This is a genomic window from Cupriavidus sp. BIS7 (assembly GCF_000292345.1).
Lineage (GTDB): Bacteria > Pseudomonadota > Gammaproteobacteria > Burkholderiales > Burkholderiaceae > Cupriavidus.
On record NZ_ALOU01000078.1, the window covers coordinates 1 to 16,731 of the forward strand.

Below are 16,731 nucleotides of genomic sequence, written 5' to 3' on the forward strand. Positions count from 1 at the left end.
CTTTCTTCCTGGGTTCATCGAGACATTCAAACGTCGGCTTCGTCCCAGATAACGAACCTTCTTGCATGACTCTTACGCGGCGCGTCATCGGCCAAAAGAGCAAGTGGTGAGTATCCGGGCCATGGTGTCTTACAGGGAGGAACACGCTGACGGGGAAGCCCAGGAACGTGGACCGTGCGGGCGTCGCACCCACCCTGCTAGCTCCTCCGCCACCGCCCTTCCTCGATCAATGCCTCGGCCAGCTTCGGGATCATCTGGGCCACCTGCCGCGCGGCCTCGGTGAACGGACGCTGGCTGCTGGTCGCCAGCACCACCGACTGGCGCAAGGCGCGGTCGGTCAGCGCCACTGCCTCGAACTCGCCACTGTCCAGCTCCGCCGCTACAGCGTGGTAGGGCAACACCGAATACGCCGCGTGATCGACCAGGATGCGCTTGATGACTGCCGACGAACTGGCGTCCATGCAAACGTTGAGCGCAATGCGCTGCGCACTGCCCAGTTCGTCGAGCAGGTTGCGGATCGCATTCGGCGGTGCCGGCAGCACGAGCGGCAGGCCAGCCATCTGTCGCATAGGCATTGACGTTGGCACGCCTCCCAGCGCACGCCAGCGCCGCCGCATCGATGCGCGGCTGCCGACCAGCATCAGCGGTGTGTCGAACAGGCGCCGGTAGCTATTGCGGCCTTCGGCGCGGTAACGGTTCACTACGGCGAGATCAATACTGCCCTGCGTCAACCGGGTCTCGATGTCGCCGCTGTAGCCCTCGACAATCCGCAGCCGCACGGCAGGTAGCCGTTCGCCGACCGCCGCGTACAGCCGGCTCGCCAGTAGTGGCGCCACCGCCGGCACGAGTCCGATCGTCAGCACGCCGCTCACTTTGCCCGCCTGCCCGCGCGCGCTTTCCACCAGTTGCCGTGCGCTGGCGAGCAGCGGCTCGGCGTTTTCGAGCACCTGTTCGGCCAGCGCGGTCGGGCGCACACCCCGTCCAGTCCGGTAGAACAGTGCGCCGCCGAACATGTGTTCGAGTTCGGCCACCTGCCGGCTGATCGCGGACTGCGCGACCCCGAGGTTCGCCGCCGCCCCCGACACGCTGCCAGCGCGCGCCACCGTGATGAAGGTCGTCAGCGCCTTCAGCGTCAGTTCCTGACCGGCCTCCGCCGGCAAGCCAGCTTCCATCTGCATGCCTCCTGCTATCTGTTTATCAGAAATCTGGTTTCCGTCAGCGGCATTGATCGCAGCATAGTGGCTATCTATCGTTATGGGCAAGCGACTATAAAAACCAGGAGACATCTGCCTATGCCACTCACCGCTCACCACCACCCGCTCGCTCCGCTCGATGGCGCCGAGGCCGACATGCTTGCTCGTGTCCAGGCGCTCGCGCAGGAACATATCGGCCCAAAAGCCAACGCGGCCAATCGCGGCGACGCGTTCGCCTGGGACACGTTCCGCCTGCTGGCCAGCCACGGCGTGATCGCCACCGCATTCCCGCGTGAACTGGGGGGTACCGACGCGTCGATGCTGCTACGCGTACGGATGATCGAGGAACTTGCACGGGTGTGCAGTACAGCGGCATCGCTTGTCACGGGCACCGACCTGTCCTCGCGGCCCATCGTCGCCGGTGCGTCGCCGGCGCTGGCCGCGCAGACGGTGCCGCTGCTGGCGCGCGGCGAGAAGCAGTCCGCCTTTGCGCTGACCGAGCCCGGGGCCGGCTCCGACCTCGCCCGCCTGCGCACGGTCGCTACGCGCGACACGGGTGGCTATTGCCTGCAGGGAGTCAAGAAGTTCATCACTCGCGCGTCGGTGGCCGATTTGTTCGTCGTGGTCGCCTCGCTCGCCGATGGCCCCGGGGGCAGCAGGGGCCTTACCGCCTTTCTTGTGCCGCGTGACGCCGCCGGCCTCAGGGTTTCCCCAATCATCCCGAAAATGGGCTGGCACGGCGTACCGATTGCCGAGGTGTATCTCGACGACGTCCATGTGCCCACATCGCATCGACTTGGCGAGGAAGGTCACGGCATGGCGATCGCGCAAGACACGCTCCTGCGCGCCCGTATCGGCCACGCAGCCATCGCATTGGGCCGCATGACCGGCGCATTGCAGATCGCTGCGCAGTACTCCGGGCACCGGCAGGTATCGGGCAAGGCGGTCGGCGAACACCAGGGTATCCAGTGGATGCTGGCCGACATGGCTGCGCGCATCGAGGCGGCCCGCTGCCTCATCTATTGCGCCGCACAGCGCTATGACCGCAAGGACGCCGATTCGTCGATCCACGCGTCTATCGCCAAGATGCACGCCACGGATCTCTGCATGCGTGTGGTGGTGGACTGCGCGCAACTGCTCGGCGGAAATGGCTACCTGGACGCGTATCCGATCGAACGTTTCCTGCGCGACGCCAAGATGAACCAGATTGGCGAAGGCACCAGCGAAGTCCACAAGAACCTGATCGGTCGTCACGTAATGAAGGCTGCCTCGGCCATGCCGCAGCACCCATGCCTCGACTTCGAACCAAACCTGTTCGGAGATGCCCGATGACCAGCGCCGACACCCTCGCCAACGATCTGTGCCGCCGACTCGGCATCCGATATCCGATCTTCGGGCTGGCCCATAGCATCGAGGTGGCTGCCGCCATCTCGAACGCCGGGGGGCTTGGCGTCTACGCCGCTGCACGGGACGGCCCCAACGAACTGGCACACAAGCTGCGCGACTTGCGCGCGCTATGCCCGGGCGTGCCGGTTGGCGTCGATCTGCTGCTACCAACGTCGCTGCCAGGCGAGTCGACGCCTGAGGACATCGCCGCTGCCATCCCTGAAGGCCATCGGCGTTTCATCGACAGCCTGTTCGATCGCTTCAACGTGCCGCCCGCCACGCGCGGCAACTTCTTCTCGCAGTACGTGCGTTCGCAGGCGCTGTTTGAAGAACAGGTGGAGGCGGTTGCGGAGAGCGACATGGACGTCTTCGCAGCGGGCGTTGGCACGCCGGCGGATACCCTCGCACGCGTCCGCCTCGCTGGCAAGACCACAATGGCGCTGGTCGGCGCGGTCAAGCACGCGCAGAAGGCCATTGCGGCAGGCGTCGATGTGCTGGTCGCGCAAGGCTACGACGCGGGCGGCCACACCGGCAAGGTCGGCACCTTCACGCTGGTACCCCAGATCATCGCGGCGTCCGCTGGACGGCCCGTTCTCGCAGCCGGCGGTATTGGCGAGGGGAGTCAGATCGCTGCCGCGCTGGCAATGGGCGCGCAGGGCGCGTGGCTTGGGACGGTCTGGCTCGGCAGCACCGAACACAACCTGCCGCGGGCGTTGACTGACCGGCTCCTGTCGGCCGGCAGCGAGGACACCGTAATCACGCGCGCTCACAGCGGCAAGCCGTGCCGCGTGGTTCGCAGCGCGTTTTCTGACGCATGGGAAGCGCCTGGCGCGCCGGCCCCGCTCGACATGCCTTACCAGCAGGCGCTGACCGGCCGGCTGCTCGCGGCTGTCGAGGAGCACGAAGTCGCGCCGCTGATCTATGAGGCAGCCGGGCAGAGCGTGGCGTGGGTGCGCGAGGTCGAGCCGGTCGTTCAAATTGTGAACCGGCTCGTGCGTGAAACGCGCCAGTCGCTGGAGAACCTGCGAGGTTATCTGCCGGCATGACCGAACACACCCGACGCAGATCGGGTGAGCACACATCTGGAGACAACATGAACCGTCGTGCCTTTGGCAAGACAACCTTGCAAACCGCGCTGATGCTGTCGGCCCCCGGCTGGCTGCCGGCGGTCGCCCGTGCCGCCACCCCGCCGGGTCCGAACGGCTTCCCCAGCAAGCCGCTGCGCGCCGTGGTGCCGTACCCGGCCGGCGGCGTAGTGGACGTAACGCTGCGCCCGGCAATCGAGCGGATGTCGCTCGACTTGCCGCAACGCGTTGTGGTTGAGAATCGCCCCGGTGCCGACGGCCGCATCGCCATCGAGTACGCCATACGGGCGCCAGCCGACGGTTACACAATCCTCGCTGTGACACCGGTGCTGGCGGTTGCGCAGACGCTCTATCCGAACTCGGGCATCCGCGTGCAGAGTTTCCGCGCGATCGGCGGGGTGGCTGCAGTGCCGTCAGTGTTTGTAGTCCACGAGAGCGTGCCGGTGAAGACCCTGAAAGAGTTCACCACGTGGGCCAAGGCACGGCCGGGCGAGGTCAATGTGCCGGTGCCGGGCAACGGCAGCTCACTGCATCTGGCGCAAGAACTCTTTTTCGAATCCGCCGGTATCCGCGTGACCAACGTTGGCTACAAGGGGCAGCCTCCAACGGTGCCTGACCTTGCTGGCGGGCAGTTGCAGTTCGCCCTTCTGTCGCAGAATCTCGCGTTGCCGATGATTCAGGCGGGGAAGCTCCGGCCGCTCGCTGTCAACGCGGTGCAACGCACTCGCTCGCTGCCCGACGTGCCAACCATCACCGAGGCCGGCTTTCCCGACACACTCGTGCAGTCGTGGTATGGGCTAGCCGTGCACGCCAGCACGCCACAACCTATCGCCGACTACCTCGGCGCGACGCTGCAAGCGGCAATGACGACGGCCGACGTGCGCAACAGGCTGGCTGCGCTCGACGCCGAGATCCTTGCGCTCGACGCGAACCGCTTCGACGCATTGATGCGATCTGAATCCGCGCGCTGGGCCGCCCTGATCAAGGCACGCCACATCAAGGCGGAAGCATGAGCACCACCACCACGAAGTCCTTCGCCGACTATACGGAACTCGGACTGAATGCGAAGAATGGGCACTGACGTGCTGCCCCTCCCGAAGCAGTTGTTCCAGGAGCCCTCCCCTTGCGGTCGATGCACTGCACACTGTATATTTATACAGTATCTTGATTCCGCAACCCTGGCCCGCAGCGACGGACCGCCTCCCTAATTCCTTGACGACCATTGCCATGTCCCAAAACGACACCGCCCTTTTGGAAGACGAAACCTCTCAAATCCATGAGCCCCGGCTTTGGCGGGACAAAGGCTGGACGGCGAAGGTGGTCAAGAACGAGGACGGCGAGGGATGGGCCGTCGAGATGATTCGCGACGGCAGCGCGGAACCTGCCCTCGTTGGCCCATGGACGATGGGCAGAAACAAGGTCGATCCGAAGCCGCTCGACGCTGTTGCACACCAGACATTGGTGAAGACGGCATCTGAGGTCATCCGCCGGCACGAGCAACAATTGCACGCACAGCTCAACAAGCAAGTCTCCATTGAGATCGCCTCGCAGCTCGTGAATGTCAGGCTGGCGATTACGCCAGACGAATTCGAGCCATTCGGCACGCTGACGGCCATCGATCCATGCGGGGACGTTCTCGCAAGCGTCAATGTGCAAGCGGACTTTCGTTTGACAACGGAAAGCGCAACAAGATGGGCGGATGGCGGATTTGCTCAGATCCGGCATTGAACGTGGTAGTCGCGACCGTCGAAGTACATACAGGAGCCGGGAGGTGGAGAACCTCGCCGGCCCTGCGGCAATCGGAACTTGTGACGAATACCGACAGGGGCGCCGAGCATGGTGCTTTGGCCGCTTGCCAGGAAGTGGCCACTGGCCACAGCATCCCCGTTGCAAGCGGCATATGCACCGCCCCATCCAACAACGCCTGCTATGGGGCTATCGAGAACACGTAAGGTTGACCGAGAGGCCGCCCCAACTCGTCGCCTGGTTGTTGTCGAGCTGTACCTGCAGCTTGTCGCTATGATTTACAGCGCCTGCCGGAGCCTGCGCATTGCAGCTCTGCTGACCGTTGCTGATCTTGCAACTCAAGCCGCTGACCGGAGCGAAGGTAGCTGAGGCGCCAGAACCCGTGACCTTGGACACCGCGAGGTTTAGCACGCCCGTTACCTTGCCAAGTGTCGTGGCCGTTAGGGTCACGCTGCTGCAATCGTACGGGATCGTAACGCCGAAGTCGTTCGGCAAGGGCACTGCGCCGCCGTCACCCGTCATGACATACGTGCCTCGACTCAGCGTGTCGGGCACATTGAAGTTGCCGCTGTAGTTGGTGCCGGCAGTCAAGGTCACGCCGGTGGCAGGCCACTTGCCGTCCGTCTTGGGACCGTAGAGGGTTGACGTCGAAGTATCGAGATAGAAGTCGCCGTTTGCCCCGATATCGTCGGTCGGCGCACCGCTGCCGGACAGGATATGGCCACCGGTGTCGGAACCACCGCTGCCGCTGCTACCACCGGTACCGCTACCACTGGAAGGTTGGCTGATCAGCGATACACCGGCCGGCCAGGTGCCATTGACCTTGGGCCCGTAAATTGTCCAGGTATTGGTGTCGAGATAAAAGTCGCCATTGTTGCCGACGGTGTTGCTGGGGGCACCGGTGCCCGACAGGATGGTACTGCCGTTGGCACCGGGGTTGCCGTTCGAGCCGGCCGGACCGACCAGCGAAACACCCGGCGGCCACGTGCCGTTAGCCTTGGGCCCAAACAGCGTTGAAGTGGCGGTGTTGATGTAATAGTCCCCGTTATTGCCGACGCTGGCGGTCGGGTCGGTCGAGCCGGAGAGAATGGTATTGCCGGCTGCGCCTGTATTTCCGGTGGCGCCAGTCTCGCCTTTGACGCCATTCGTACCCGCGGGGCCCGCCAAGGACACGCCTGCCGGCCACACGCCATTGGCCTTGGGCCCGAAGATCATCCAGGTGGTCGTGTTGATGTAGAAGTCCCCATCGTTGCCGACACTCGGGCCAGGATCCGTAGTGCCTGACAGAAGCGTATTGCGCGTGACGATCGGCGCTTGCGTTGTTGCTGGTGTTGTAGCCGTCGTTCCCGTGCTCGGAGTGGTGGTGCTTGTAGTTGTGGAGTCGCCGCCCCCACCGCAACCCGCCAACGTAATTGCCAGGCAGGCAAAAGACACCGCAGTCAGCTTCGCAGGATGTGTCATACATGGCCCCTATTTACCCGGATTTCTCTGTATTCGTTGTTCGACCGCTCTTCGTGAGCGCGACAACGTGTACATAACGTATATCCAAAAGTGACGTTTCAATATCGACTGTTTGGATGAAGCACTAATAGCTGAGCCAAAGTCCGTTGTGGCATCGATTAAAGCGGTCGTTATATTTATTCGATGCAAGGACAAGCGTTGCCAGCCTCAATCGTGAGTGCTCCGCCGCAAGCTCGACGGGCAGCGGATGACCGAGTGGAAATGACCATCGGCACGTTATGACGCACCAGCTTTCGCCGCGAAAAATGGAGGGCGCAAGAGCGCGTCGAGCCCTACCGTAGAGGGGGGTGAAAATGGAAAGAAAAGCCTAGTACAAAAGGATGAATTTCGGATGAGTTTCGGGGCTCGGCGCCATGGCGTTGGCGCTTCGCCGTTCAGAAGATGTGCTTGACCCCGGCCACCACGCCGGTCTGATTCACGCCGGGTGCCACGGTACCGCCATTGACCACGCCGAGCGTCGAAGCGCCCTTGTTATCCATATACGACGCATTGAGGTAAAGGTCGGTACGCTTCGACAGACTGTAGGCCATGGCAACGGCATAGTTCATGGCGTCATTCGGTGAATTGCGCAGGTCGGCACGATAAACGCCGGCCCGTACCACAAAGGCCGGCGTAAAGTTGTACGAACCGCCAATCCAATACAGATGCGCGCGCAGCGATGGCGTGGCAATGGTTCCCTGAAGGAAGCGATAGCCCACGGTGGCGGTGAAAGGCCCATCGCTCCAAAGCAGGCCCGTAGCGTAACGTCGTTCGATATTGCCTTGAGACCCTGCCGTAGTGCCGCGACGCTGGTCATATGCCAGCACCATGCCGAGCCTGCCGATTGTGTATGACGTGCCAGCGCCAATTTCCTGCCCGATACGCGGATTGCCAGGCACCTCGCTACCGTTTGCGATGGTGGCGTCGTAACCGGCGCTATACATGCCCGTGACAGTCAGGTCGCCAAAGTTGCCGGTGTACTTGATCACGTTGTCCGCGCGGTTGGCGAACTGCGCGTCCTGCGCCAGCAGACCGTAGCTGGTATAGCGCACGGGATCGAGCGGCACGAACAGGTCATAGAGCGTGTTGTTTTGCCGGCCGAGCGAGATCAGGCCCCAGTCCCCCTGCAGGCCAACGTACGCTTGCCGGCCGAACAGCCGTCCGCCCTGCCCTGACGTGCCGGTGTCGTTATTGAAGCCGCTCTCCAGCACGAATACTGCGCCAAGACCGCCGCCAAGGTCCTCCCTGCCGCGCAGGCCCCAGCGCGAGCCCGTTACGTTGCCGGAGGATATCCGGTACTGCGAACCCGAGCCATTGGCGCCCGCGTGATTCAGGAATTCAATACCGGTATCTACCAGCCCGTACAGCGTGACCGATGTTGACGATTGTGCGTGAGCACCGCCGATGCAAAGCGCGGACGCGAGTGCGCCCAGGGCGGGCAGCGCCAGCCTGTTCTTCTTCATGTCTCCTCCGTTGTGATAAAAGCGGGTTCGCGCCGGTCTGTCTGGTGGTCTGCGCGCCGGCTGCGAGCAAGGTGACCGGGGTCTTCAGTCCAGCCGGGTCAATGAGGTCTTGTAGAGCGTCGCGCGGCGCGCGTAGTCATCGGCGTTGGCACGCAGGTTGTTCACTTCTTCCTGCGTCAGTTCGCGCACGGCCTTCGCGGGTGCCCCGAGAATCAGCGAGCGCGGCGGAAAGGTCTTGCCTTCGGTGACCAACGCGCCCGCCGCCACCAGCGATTCGGCACCAATCTTCGCGTTGTTCAGCACGATGGCCTGGATGCCGATCAGCGCACCATCGCCCACCGTGCAGCCGTGCAGCATGGCCTGATGGCCCACGCTGACCCGTTCACCGATATCAAGCGGACATCCCGGATCGGTATGCAGGACGGCACCTTCCTGAATGTTGCTGCCGGCACCAATGCGGATCGACTCGTTGTCGGCGCGGACAGTGGCGCCGGGCCAGACGCTGACTTGCTCGGCCAATTCCGCACGGCCGATAACGGTGGCTTCATTGGCAACGAAAGCGGTGCCGGCAATTGCTGGCGCGTATTCGCCAAGTTTGTAGATGGGCATTGTGGATGGGACGCTGATGGGGGTTACTCGATCTTGACGTTGGCCTTCTTGACCAAACCCGCGTAGCGGTCCGCCTCGGCACGGAAGAACTGCGCAGCCGCTTCGGGCGTGCCTGGCTTGATCACGGTGGCCTGCTTCTTCAGGGCCTCGACAACTTCCGGACTGGTGAACGCGGCGGCAAACGCGTCATGTACACGCTTCACATCAGCCGGTTTCATATTGGCCGGGCCGACGACGGCAAACCAGCCCGCCACGTTGAAGCCTGGCATGCCCTGTTCGGCGATGGTTGGAAGATCCGGCGCCACGGCAGAGCGGACGTCGCCGCACAGCCCGATGGCGCGCAGGCTGCCCGACTTCAGATGCGGCAACGCGGCGTTCAGGGCCACCACGCCCATGTCCACCTGCCCACCGAGAAGATCGGTCATCATCGGCCCGGTACCCTTGTAGGGAATGTGGTTGGCCTTCACGCCCGCTTCGGTCAGGAACATTTCGCCGGCAAGGTGAATGATCGTGCCGTTGCCAGAGGAGGCCAGGTTGTATGCATCAGGCTTTGCCTTCAGCAACGCCACCAGTTCCTTTACGTTCTTCGCCGGCACTTTGGGATTGACCACCAGCACTAGCTGCGTGGCGCCAATGACGCTGATCGGCGTAACGTCCTTGATGGGGTCGAATGGCATCGACTTGAACACGCTCGGGTTGATCACGTGATTGTTCGATACCAGACCGAGCGTGGAGCCATCAGGTTGCGCCTTCACGACTGCTGACGCTCCGGTGATGCCGCCAGCGCCGGGCAGGTTCTCGATCACTACAGGCTGGCCGAATGCCCTGCCTAGCGCAGGACCGGCCGCGCGGGCAATCGCGTCCACGCCCGATCCGGCACTGATCGGCAGGATCAGCCGTACCGGTTTGCTGGCCTGGGCAAGCACCGGCGTGGACAGCGTGAAAAACAGGGCCGCCGTGCCGGCCACGGCCTTCCATCCGGACCGCCATGCGGCCCGGGTTGCGGGGGTATGGAACATCGTTGTCTCCGTGATGCGTTGTTATGTGTGCGGGTCTGTGCGTGCTCGTGATTAGTCTGGCTTGCCGAGCCGCCCCAGTATTTCTGCGTTGTGCTCGCCCGGTCTGGGCAGCGGCCGTTGCACGCCAGGCCGCCGGCCGCCCATCAGCAAGGGCAGCAGCACGGTTGGCGCTGTCGAGCCGTCGTCCACCTGCATCGGCACAAGCCCGCCACTTGCCTTGAGGTGCGGATCATCGAGCAACTGGTCCGGCCGCACGATTGGTGCGTACGGAATGCCCGCCTCTTCCAGTCGAGGACTCAGGGCTTCGGCGCGTTCCAGCAGCAGGATTTCGCCAAGCTCAGCCAGCAATTGCGGCCGTACCGTGACGCGCGATGCGTTGTCCTTGTACTCGGGGCGGCCGACCAGTTCCGGATGCCCAAGCACATGGCACAGCGTGATGAACTGCTTGTCACTGACGGCTCCGATGAAGAGCTGTTCGTCGTCGGCCAGCGTGAACACGTCGTAGACGCTCCACGCCGATACACGCGATGGCATTGGCGGCGGCGCCTCGCCCGTCATCGCAAACTGCTGCATGTGTTGCGACGCCAGGAAGACGCAGTTCTCGAACAGGGCACTCTGGATTTCCTGCCCTTTTCCAGTGGCATCGCGTTCGCGCAATGCCGCGAGTACGCCAATGGCACCGAACATGCCGCCCATGATGTCGTTGACAGAGGTACCCGCGCGCAGCGGCCGGCCTTTCGGGCCTGTCATGTACGACAGCCCGCCCATCATCTGCACGACTTCATCGAGCGCCAGCCGTTTCTCGTATGGCCCGGGCAAGAAGCCCTTGTGAGAGACGTAGATCAGGTGCGGATACTTTTCAGCCAGCGTGCCGTAGTCAAGCCCCAGCTTCTCCATCAGACCGGGCCGAAAATTCTCCAGCAGCACATCGCTCTGACCGGCCAGTTCGGCCGCTGCTGCGCGTCCTTCCTCGGTAGTGATGTTCAGCACCACGCTCTTCTTGTTGCGATTGAAGGCACGAAAAAAGCCGATACCGAGCCCGGGCAGGTTGCGAGTCTTGTCACCACCGGGCGGCTCGATCTTGATGACCTCGGCGCCCAGATCCGCGAGGATCATGCCGCAGGTGGGACCCATCACCATATGCGTGAATTCGACGACGCGAATGCCGGACAACGGCAACGATGTGTTCTGTGGTTGCATGATTGAAATCCTGTTGTTGCTCAGACCATTGCCCGGTCGATGCTAGTGGTCAGAGTTTTCGGAAGCCCGGCGCGCCACAGCGTGCCCTGCAGCGTCTCGCCTTCCAGCCAGGCGGCCACCTGCGCGCGCAGCGCCAGCAGCGCGTAGATATCGATCCCCGTTTCCATTCCCATGCTGGCCAACATGTACGCGAGGTCTTCAGTGGTCACATTGCCACTTGCCCCCGGTGCATGCGGGCAACCGCCAATTCCGGCCAGACACGCATCGAAGCGCGTGACGCCGGTCTGGAGTGCGGCCAGCACATTGGCGAGCCCCAGGCCGCGCGTGTCGTGGAAATGTCCGCACCAGAGACGATCGCCGGCAATGTCGAAAGCGCGTTCGAACAGGTCGCGCACCATGCGCGGATCGGCATAACCCACGGTGTCGGCCAGGCTGACGCGGTCTGCACCGGCATCGAGCAGCGCCTGCATCAGTCGGAGAACCTCCGCTGGGTCCACGCGACCCTGGAGCGTGCAACCGAACGCGGTACCAACGCCGCCTTCGATCAGTGTCTTCGCGCCGGCGGCGTCGCGCGCAGCCCGAATCCGCGCCACTTCGGCCACCACATCGTCAGGCGTCTTGCGCAGGTTCGCCAGACTGTGCGCGTGACTGGCGGAAAGCGGCACGATCATCAGATCGGCCCCGCTGGCAATGGCGTTCTCCGCACCGCGCAGGTTCGGCACCAGCACTGAGACAAACAGGCCGGGCAGTGTCCTGGCAAATTCCACCAGTTCAGCCGTATCAGCCAGTTGCGGCAGCAGCCTTGCTGGCACGAACGAGCCGACTTCGATCTCGCGCTGCCCGGCAGCGTGGGCCGCGCGGATCCACGCCTTCTTCCGATCGGTCGGCACGATGGTCCGGATGCTCTGCAGGCCGTCACGCAGGCCAACTTCACGGATCACGGCACGCGCCGGCCAGGCGGTGGATTGAAAGGAATCTGAAACGACGGTCATGGCTTCGGGTGATGGAAATCACCGGCGGGAATGGCGATAGACGCAATGTATGAGCTTCCCAATCGAGACGAAAGCGATCATTCATCAACGCTATCGTTCCATTTCGGAATGTCTCAAACTACAATCCCGAGCATGAGAGACCTTGACCTGACCACCCTGCGGCTGTTCGTCGCCGTCTGCGAGACCCAGAATATGGCGCGTGCTGGCGAGCAGGAGCACATCGTGGCCTCCGCCATCAGCAAACGCCTGGCTCAACTTGAGGAAACGGTGGGCGCCACGCTGCTAGAGCGGCAGCGGCGCGGTGTGACGCCAACGCCTGCCGGTGAAATCGTGCTGACGCATGCCCGCGCCATGCTTGCGGCGGCGGATCGCGTTGCCCGGGACATGGAGGATTACGGCTCGGGAATCCGAGGCCAGGTGCGACTGCTGGCCACCGTGTCGTCGATGGCCGAATCGCTGCCAGATGACATCGCGGCATTCCTTCAAATGCCGGGCCATCAGGACGTAGGTATCACCATCGAGGAAAGTCTGAGCATCGATGTAGTGCGATCGCTGCGCGAAGGCTCGGCACCACTGGCCATATGCTGGGACGCTGCAGATCTCGAGGGTTTCCAGACGCGCCCGTATCGCGCGGATCGGCTGGCGGCAATCGTGTCCAACTCTCACCCGCTGGCACAGGCAATCAGTTGCGATTTCGCGCAGACGCTCGACTACAACCACATCGGCATGCCCGCGCAGACCGCCGTGCAGACCATGCTGAACCGGCATGCCGCCATCCTCGGCCGCCGCATCAACTACCGCGCAGTCGTCTCAACGTTCGATGCAGCACTGCGCTGTGTGCGCGCCGACCTTGGACTCGCCATCATCCCGTCGGAAATTGCGGCCCCCGTCGCGCAGGCACTCGACATACGCGCCGTTCCCCTGCGCAACGACTGGGCGCAGCGCAGGTTCGCCATCTGCTCGCGTGACTTCGATGCGCTCTCACCTGCGGCCAAGCTGCTGGTCGACTTCCTGCAAGCGCGTGCTACAGACCATCAGTAGATACGGTCTCGCTGCACTGACATGTCAACGGCCTTGGACACCCGCCTGGGGGCCTGGGGACGTGTTGCTCGGGGCAACTTCCCGCAGACCCGCGAAAAGATTGGCCCGCCCTAGAGGATTCGAACCTCTGGCCGCTCGCTTAGAAGGCGAGTGCTCTATCCAACTGAGCTAAGGGCGGAGCGACCTTGCCATTGCGGCAAGGCGTGCATTCTACCGCAGCGAACCTGACGGGAGCAGCGCGCGGCGTTCTTTTTGCTACGAATCGCGCTCGCCCTCGCGCACTCGCGGACGGCGCGGCATGCCAATGGTCTCGGCGGTGTCATGCGACGAGACGCAGTTGCGTCCCATCTGTTTGGCATCATAAAGCGCGCGGTCCGCACGTCGCATCACTGCATCGGCATTCTCGCCCGCCTGGTGTTCCGCCATGCCGATACTGACTGTGTAGGCAATCGAATCAGGTTCTGACGGACACGGTGTCGCGCGCACCATCGCGCTCAGCCGCAGGCTCACGGCGCGGCCCGTTTCCAGATTCATGTCCGGCATCACAATGGCAAACTCCTCGCCGCCCAGCCTGCCGATTACCGCCCCACCCGGCGCCGCCTTGCGCAACAGGCCGGCGAAATGGCGCAGGACGCTGTCGCCGGCCAGATGACCATAAAGATCATTGATGGCCTTGAAGTGATCCAGATCGATGAACGAGACCGTAAACGGCTTGCGCTGGCGTTCGGCTTGCCGGCATGCGATTTCAAGCTCTTCCCAGAACGCGCCGCGGGAGAGAACGTCGGTCAGGTCGTCATGCCGTGCCCGCCGTTCGATGATCCGGCGCAGGCGGTCGTGGGCCATCAGCGCGAAGCTGACAGACAACCCCATCACCCCGAACACGAACCAGACAGTCATGCTGTCGTGCTTGTCCGCAACCGAAAGCACGTGGCCATCCACCAGTGCCAACAGCAACGGCCAGGCCTGTGCGCCAGCCAACACCGTGCAGCCCAGTGCCATGATCGACAGCGAGAGTGCGGCGAGGCGGCCCGTACTTCGTTTGAGCGGCGCCAGCAATACCGAGACCCGGATGATCTCGAGCAGAAGCAACATCTGGATCACGGAGGCAGCGAGCGCCAGCCAGGTCGCGACCGGGGTCGTCAGTTCGAGTGGCGCACCGCCCAGCCCCCTGGTCGCATGAACGGCCAGCGCGGCCAACCCCGGCAGGTTCAGCAAGGCCAGAATTACACCGCGCCCCCGCTTGCCGGCGAAGTGGCGGGTGCCATGGACCATCATGGACAGCCCGGCTGTCAGCGCGAGTTCAGGGAGCGCTGCCAGCGGCCATTCCGGCCGGTAGGCATGAGCGGCCAGCAGAACCACGGCCAAGGTCACAATCAGATCGCCGAGCGCCCACGATGTGAGCCCGCTGCGCTCCATACCCGTAGAGCGCCGCAGCACGGCACAGACGATCGCCATCTGCAGCGCAAACAAGCCTGCGATCAGCACCACCACCTGCGACTGAAACATCTTTATTCCCGTTCACAAAGGCGTCGCCAGTACTCCGCTCGGCACTTGGCGCGTCTTCTGATTACGGCCCCGCGAAAAGCCGTCATGTAATGTTTTCCGCAGGTCCGGCTGTCCAGGCTGCCACCGGCACTCGTGCCGGGCGGGACATGACTCAGGCGCATCCCGGCCAACCGCGTCGCGCGCAGGGCCGGCACACCATTATTGTGATAATCGGGACCAGGTCCGGGTGAACAAGGCAATGCCTGGCGCGAAGCCCGGCTCGGACCATTTTGCGGTCTGCGGATTATGTCAGCGCGCCGCATCAAGTCAAGCCAAAACCGAACCCACCTGAAGCAGGGTGTCGCAGTGAGGTTCAACCGGCACTCCGGCCCCCAATCAACACCAGCTTTCACTATCGATCACGCCGCATTTGACCTGGCGCCCATGATCGAGATAGAATCGCCGGCTCCGGAGCGTAGCGCAGCCTGGTAGCGCATCTGATTTGGGATCAGAGGGTCGTAGGTTCGAATCCTATCGCTCCGACCATATTTGCAAGTTGTTTAGGTAGTGAGATCAAGGGCTTACGTTGGAAGACGTGAGCCCTTTTTCTTTGGCGCCGCGGCGCCCGCCAATGCCGCACCGCATCATGCTCCCCGCCGGCATCACACGAACGATTCCGCCGCGCGATGCTGCGCCTGCGAAGCGGGTGCGAACGTGCTACAATCCCGCGTCAGTTCGGGGTATCTGAGCATGCCCTGTAACCGGGTCGGCGCCGCCAGGCGCACTGGAAAATTTGGCCCCCACGGCCCATATCGGGAAGTCGGGACCGGCCAGACCCGGAAACACCTTGCCCGCCTTTCCCCGTGACGTACGGACGCGCCGCCGATCAGGTGGCACGCTCGCGGGTGAGTGCCCTCAGGGTCCGCTCCATCCCTCTAACTCATGCAGCCATGCGGGCTGCCGCAAAGGAAAACAGATTGGCTAAGGAAGAACTCATTGAATTTGGCGGCGTGGTGTCGGAAGCCCTGCCCGACAACCGTTATCGCGTCACGCTGGAAAACGGCGTGGAAATCTGGGCATACGCCTCGGGCAAGATGCAGAAGCACCGCATCCGTATCCTGGCAGGCGACCGCGTGACCCTGGAAATGTCGCCCTACGACCTGACCAAGGGCCGCATCAATTTCCGCCACAAATCCTGAGTTCGCTCCTGTCACGCGGCTGACACGGCCGCTACAGAGACTAACGGGCTATCCGTGGGCCATCCCCATCGGATGGCCCGTTTTGTTTTTGGCGCCCGTCTTGCGGTGGGCTGCCCGCTTCACCATACTCAAGACTCGAACGAAGCCCCTGCTCCGAACATGAACCTGATTCTGTGGCGTCACGCCGAAGCCGAGGATCTGCCCGACGTGCTGAGCATCTCGCGCAGCGCCGATCTCCAGCGGCCCCTGACCCGCCGCGGCCGCAAGCAGGCCGATTCCTCCGCAGCATGGTTGCGTGCACACCTGCCGGCCGACTTTCGGGTTGTCAGCAGCCCGGCATTGCGCACCCGCGAAACCGCCGCCGCACTGACCAGCAAGGCAGAAATTCTGGATGCCCTCGCCCCAGGCGCGGATGTTGGCGCCGTGCTTGCTGCGATCGACTGGCCGCAAGGACACGAGCACACGGTCGTGGTTGGGCATCAACCCTGGATCGGCCAGATCGCCAGCCTGCTGCTGGCCGGCCAGGAGATCAATTGGAGTGTGAAGAAAAGCGGCATCTGGTGGCTCGCTGCACGCACGCGCGAAAGCGAGGCGCAGGTCGTACTGCGCGCCGTCATCCAGCCCGATTTTCTCTGACACCCTCTTCGACACTGGCAACGTATTTGTTGCCTGCTGTCACAGTTTTGCATTAGTGCGTTCACATTTCGTAGAACGGCGATAGCTGTAAAGCGGCCCCCCGCTTATGGTCGGGGGCTTGCCGCCATGTAGCGCAGGCACAAGAGCGTGACCGTCACTGAAGCGTCATCATCAGTT

Annotated in this window: 15 protein-coding genes and 2 tRNA genes; 8 read left to right on the forward strand and 9 right to left on the reverse strand. The window is 63.3% G+C overall.

The genetic code is table 11. The annotated features are described in order from the left end of the window. Positions 1 to 197: 197 nt before the first annotated feature. A complete protein-coding gene (locus tag B552_RS0123980) occupies positions 198 to 1,172 on the reverse strand; it encodes a LysR family transcriptional regulator (protein ID WP_237718347.1) in 975 nt (324 codons plus the stop codon). 120 nt (positions 1,173 to 1,292) lie between these two features. Between B552_RS0123980 and B552_RS0123985 the strand changes: the two genes are divergently transcribed. From B552_RS0123985 to B552_RS0124000, 4 genes are all read left to right on the forward strand, one after another. Then, the gene (locus tag B552_RS0123985; protein WP_019451603.1) at positions 1,293 to 2,525 is read left to right on the forward strand and encodes an acyl-CoA dehydrogenase family protein; all 1,233 of its coding nucleotides are present in this window, start codon (positions 1,293 to 1,295) and stop codon (positions 2,523 to 2,525) included. Beyond that, positions 2,522 to 3,625 (forward strand): nitronate monooxygenase, encoded by a 1,104-nt coding sequence (locus tag B552_RS0123990; RefSeq protein ID WP_019451604.1) that lies wholly within the window; start codon positions 2,522 to 2,524, stop codon positions 3,623 to 3,625. Before B552_RS0123985 ends, B552_RS0123990 begins: the two co-directional genes overlap by 4 nt. A gap of 47 nt (positions 3,626 to 3,672) precedes the next feature. After that, positions 3,673 to 4,677: a tripartite tricarboxylate transporter substrate binding protein gene (locus B552_RS0123995; RefSeq protein WP_019451605.1), complete on the forward strand. Its 1,005-nt coding sequence runs from the start codon at positions 3,673 to 3,675 to the stop codon at positions 4,675 to 4,677. A 214-nt stretch (positions 4,678 to 4,891) separates the two neighbouring features. Beyond that, complete coding sequence (locus tag B552_RS0124000; protein WP_026036000.1) at positions 4,892 to 5,392, forward strand: hypothetical protein; 501 nt, start codon at positions 4,892 to 4,894, stop codon at positions 5,390 to 5,392. A 207-nt stretch (positions 5,393 to 5,599) separates the two neighbouring features. Here B552_RS0124000 and B552_RS0124005 read toward each other — a convergent pair whose 3' ends face one another. From B552_RS0124005 to B552_RS0124030, 6 genes are all read right to left on the reverse strand, one after another. Continuing rightward, positions 5,600 to 6,871: a hypothetical protein gene (locus B552_RS0124005; protein WP_026036001.1), complete on the reverse strand. Its 1,272-nt coding sequence runs from the start codon at positions 6,869 to 6,871 to the stop codon at positions 5,600 to 5,602. A gap of 434 nt (positions 6,872 to 7,305) precedes the next feature. After that, positions 7,306 to 8,373, reverse strand: a complete 1,068-nt coding sequence (locus tag B552_RS0124010) for a porin (RefSeq protein WP_019451608.1) — start codon at positions 8,371 to 8,373, stop codon at positions 7,306 to 7,308. 84 nt (positions 8,374 to 8,457) lie between these two features. Then, positions 8,458 to 8,982: a gamma carbonic anhydrase family protein gene (locus B552_RS0124015; protein WP_019451609.1), complete on the reverse strand. Its 525-nt coding sequence runs from the start codon at positions 8,980 to 8,982 to the stop codon at positions 8,458 to 8,460. Between the two features lie 23 nt (positions 8,983 to 9,005). Then, positions 9,006 to 10,001, reverse strand: coding sequence for a tripartite tricarboxylate transporter substrate binding protein (locus B552_RS0124020; RefSeq protein WP_019451610.1), 996 nt, complete (start codon positions 9,999 to 10,001; stop codon positions 9,006 to 9,008). 51 nt (positions 10,002 to 10,052) lie between these two features. Beyond that, the gene (locus B552_RS0124025; RefSeq protein WP_019451611.1) at positions 10,053 to 11,201 is read right to left on the reverse strand and encodes a CaiB/BaiF CoA-transferase family protein; all 1,149 of its coding nucleotides are present in this window, start codon (positions 11,199 to 11,201) and stop codon (positions 10,053 to 10,055) included. A gap of 20 nt (positions 11,202 to 11,221) precedes the next feature. Continuing rightward, positions 11,222 to 12,193: a hydroxymethylglutaryl-CoA lyase gene (locus B552_RS0124030; RefSeq protein WP_019451612.1), complete on the reverse strand. Its 972-nt coding sequence runs from the start codon at positions 12,191 to 12,193 to the stop codon at positions 11,222 to 11,224. A 132-nt stretch (positions 12,194 to 12,325) separates the two neighbouring features. On the opposite strand from B552_RS0124030, the gene B552_RS0124035 reads away from it, so the two are divergent. After that, positions 12,326 to 13,234: a LysR family transcriptional regulator gene (locus B552_RS0124035; protein WP_019451613.1), complete on the forward strand. Its 909-nt coding sequence runs from the start codon at positions 12,326 to 12,328 to the stop codon at positions 13,232 to 13,234. 101 nt (positions 13,235 to 13,335) lie between these two features. Here B552_RS0124035 and B552_RS0124040 read toward each other — a convergent pair. Next, positions 13,336 to 13,412: transfer RNA gene (locus B552_RS0124040), tRNA-Arg, on the reverse strand. Between the two features lie 77 nt (positions 13,413 to 13,489). Next, complete coding sequence (locus B552_RS0124045) at positions 13,490 to 14,740, reverse strand: GGDEF domain-containing protein (RefSeq protein WP_019451614.1); 1,251 nt, start codon at positions 14,738 to 14,740, stop codon at positions 13,490 to 13,492. A gap of 448 nt (positions 14,741 to 15,188) precedes the next feature. Here B552_RS0124045 and B552_RS0124050 point away from each other — a divergent pair. The 3 genes from B552_RS0124050 (at position 15,189) to B552_RS0124060 (ending at position 16,554) form a co-directional block, all read left to right on the forward strand. Beyond that, positions 15,189 to 15,265: transfer RNA gene (locus tag B552_RS0124050), tRNA-Pro, on the forward strand. A 431-nt stretch (positions 15,266 to 15,696) separates the two neighbouring features. Further along, entirely contained in the window at positions 15,697 to 15,918 is a 222-nt protein-coding gene (gene infA, locus B552_RS0124055) for a translation initiation factor IF-1 (protein ID WP_008641674.1), read from the forward strand. Positions 15,919 to 16,077: 159 nt separating this feature from the next. Continuing rightward, positions 16,078 to 16,554, forward strand: a complete 477-nt coding sequence (locus B552_RS0124060; protein ID WP_019451615.1) for a histidine phosphatase family protein — start codon at positions 16,078 to 16,080, stop codon at positions 16,552 to 16,554. Positions 16,555 to 16,731 lie beyond the last annotated feature (177 nt).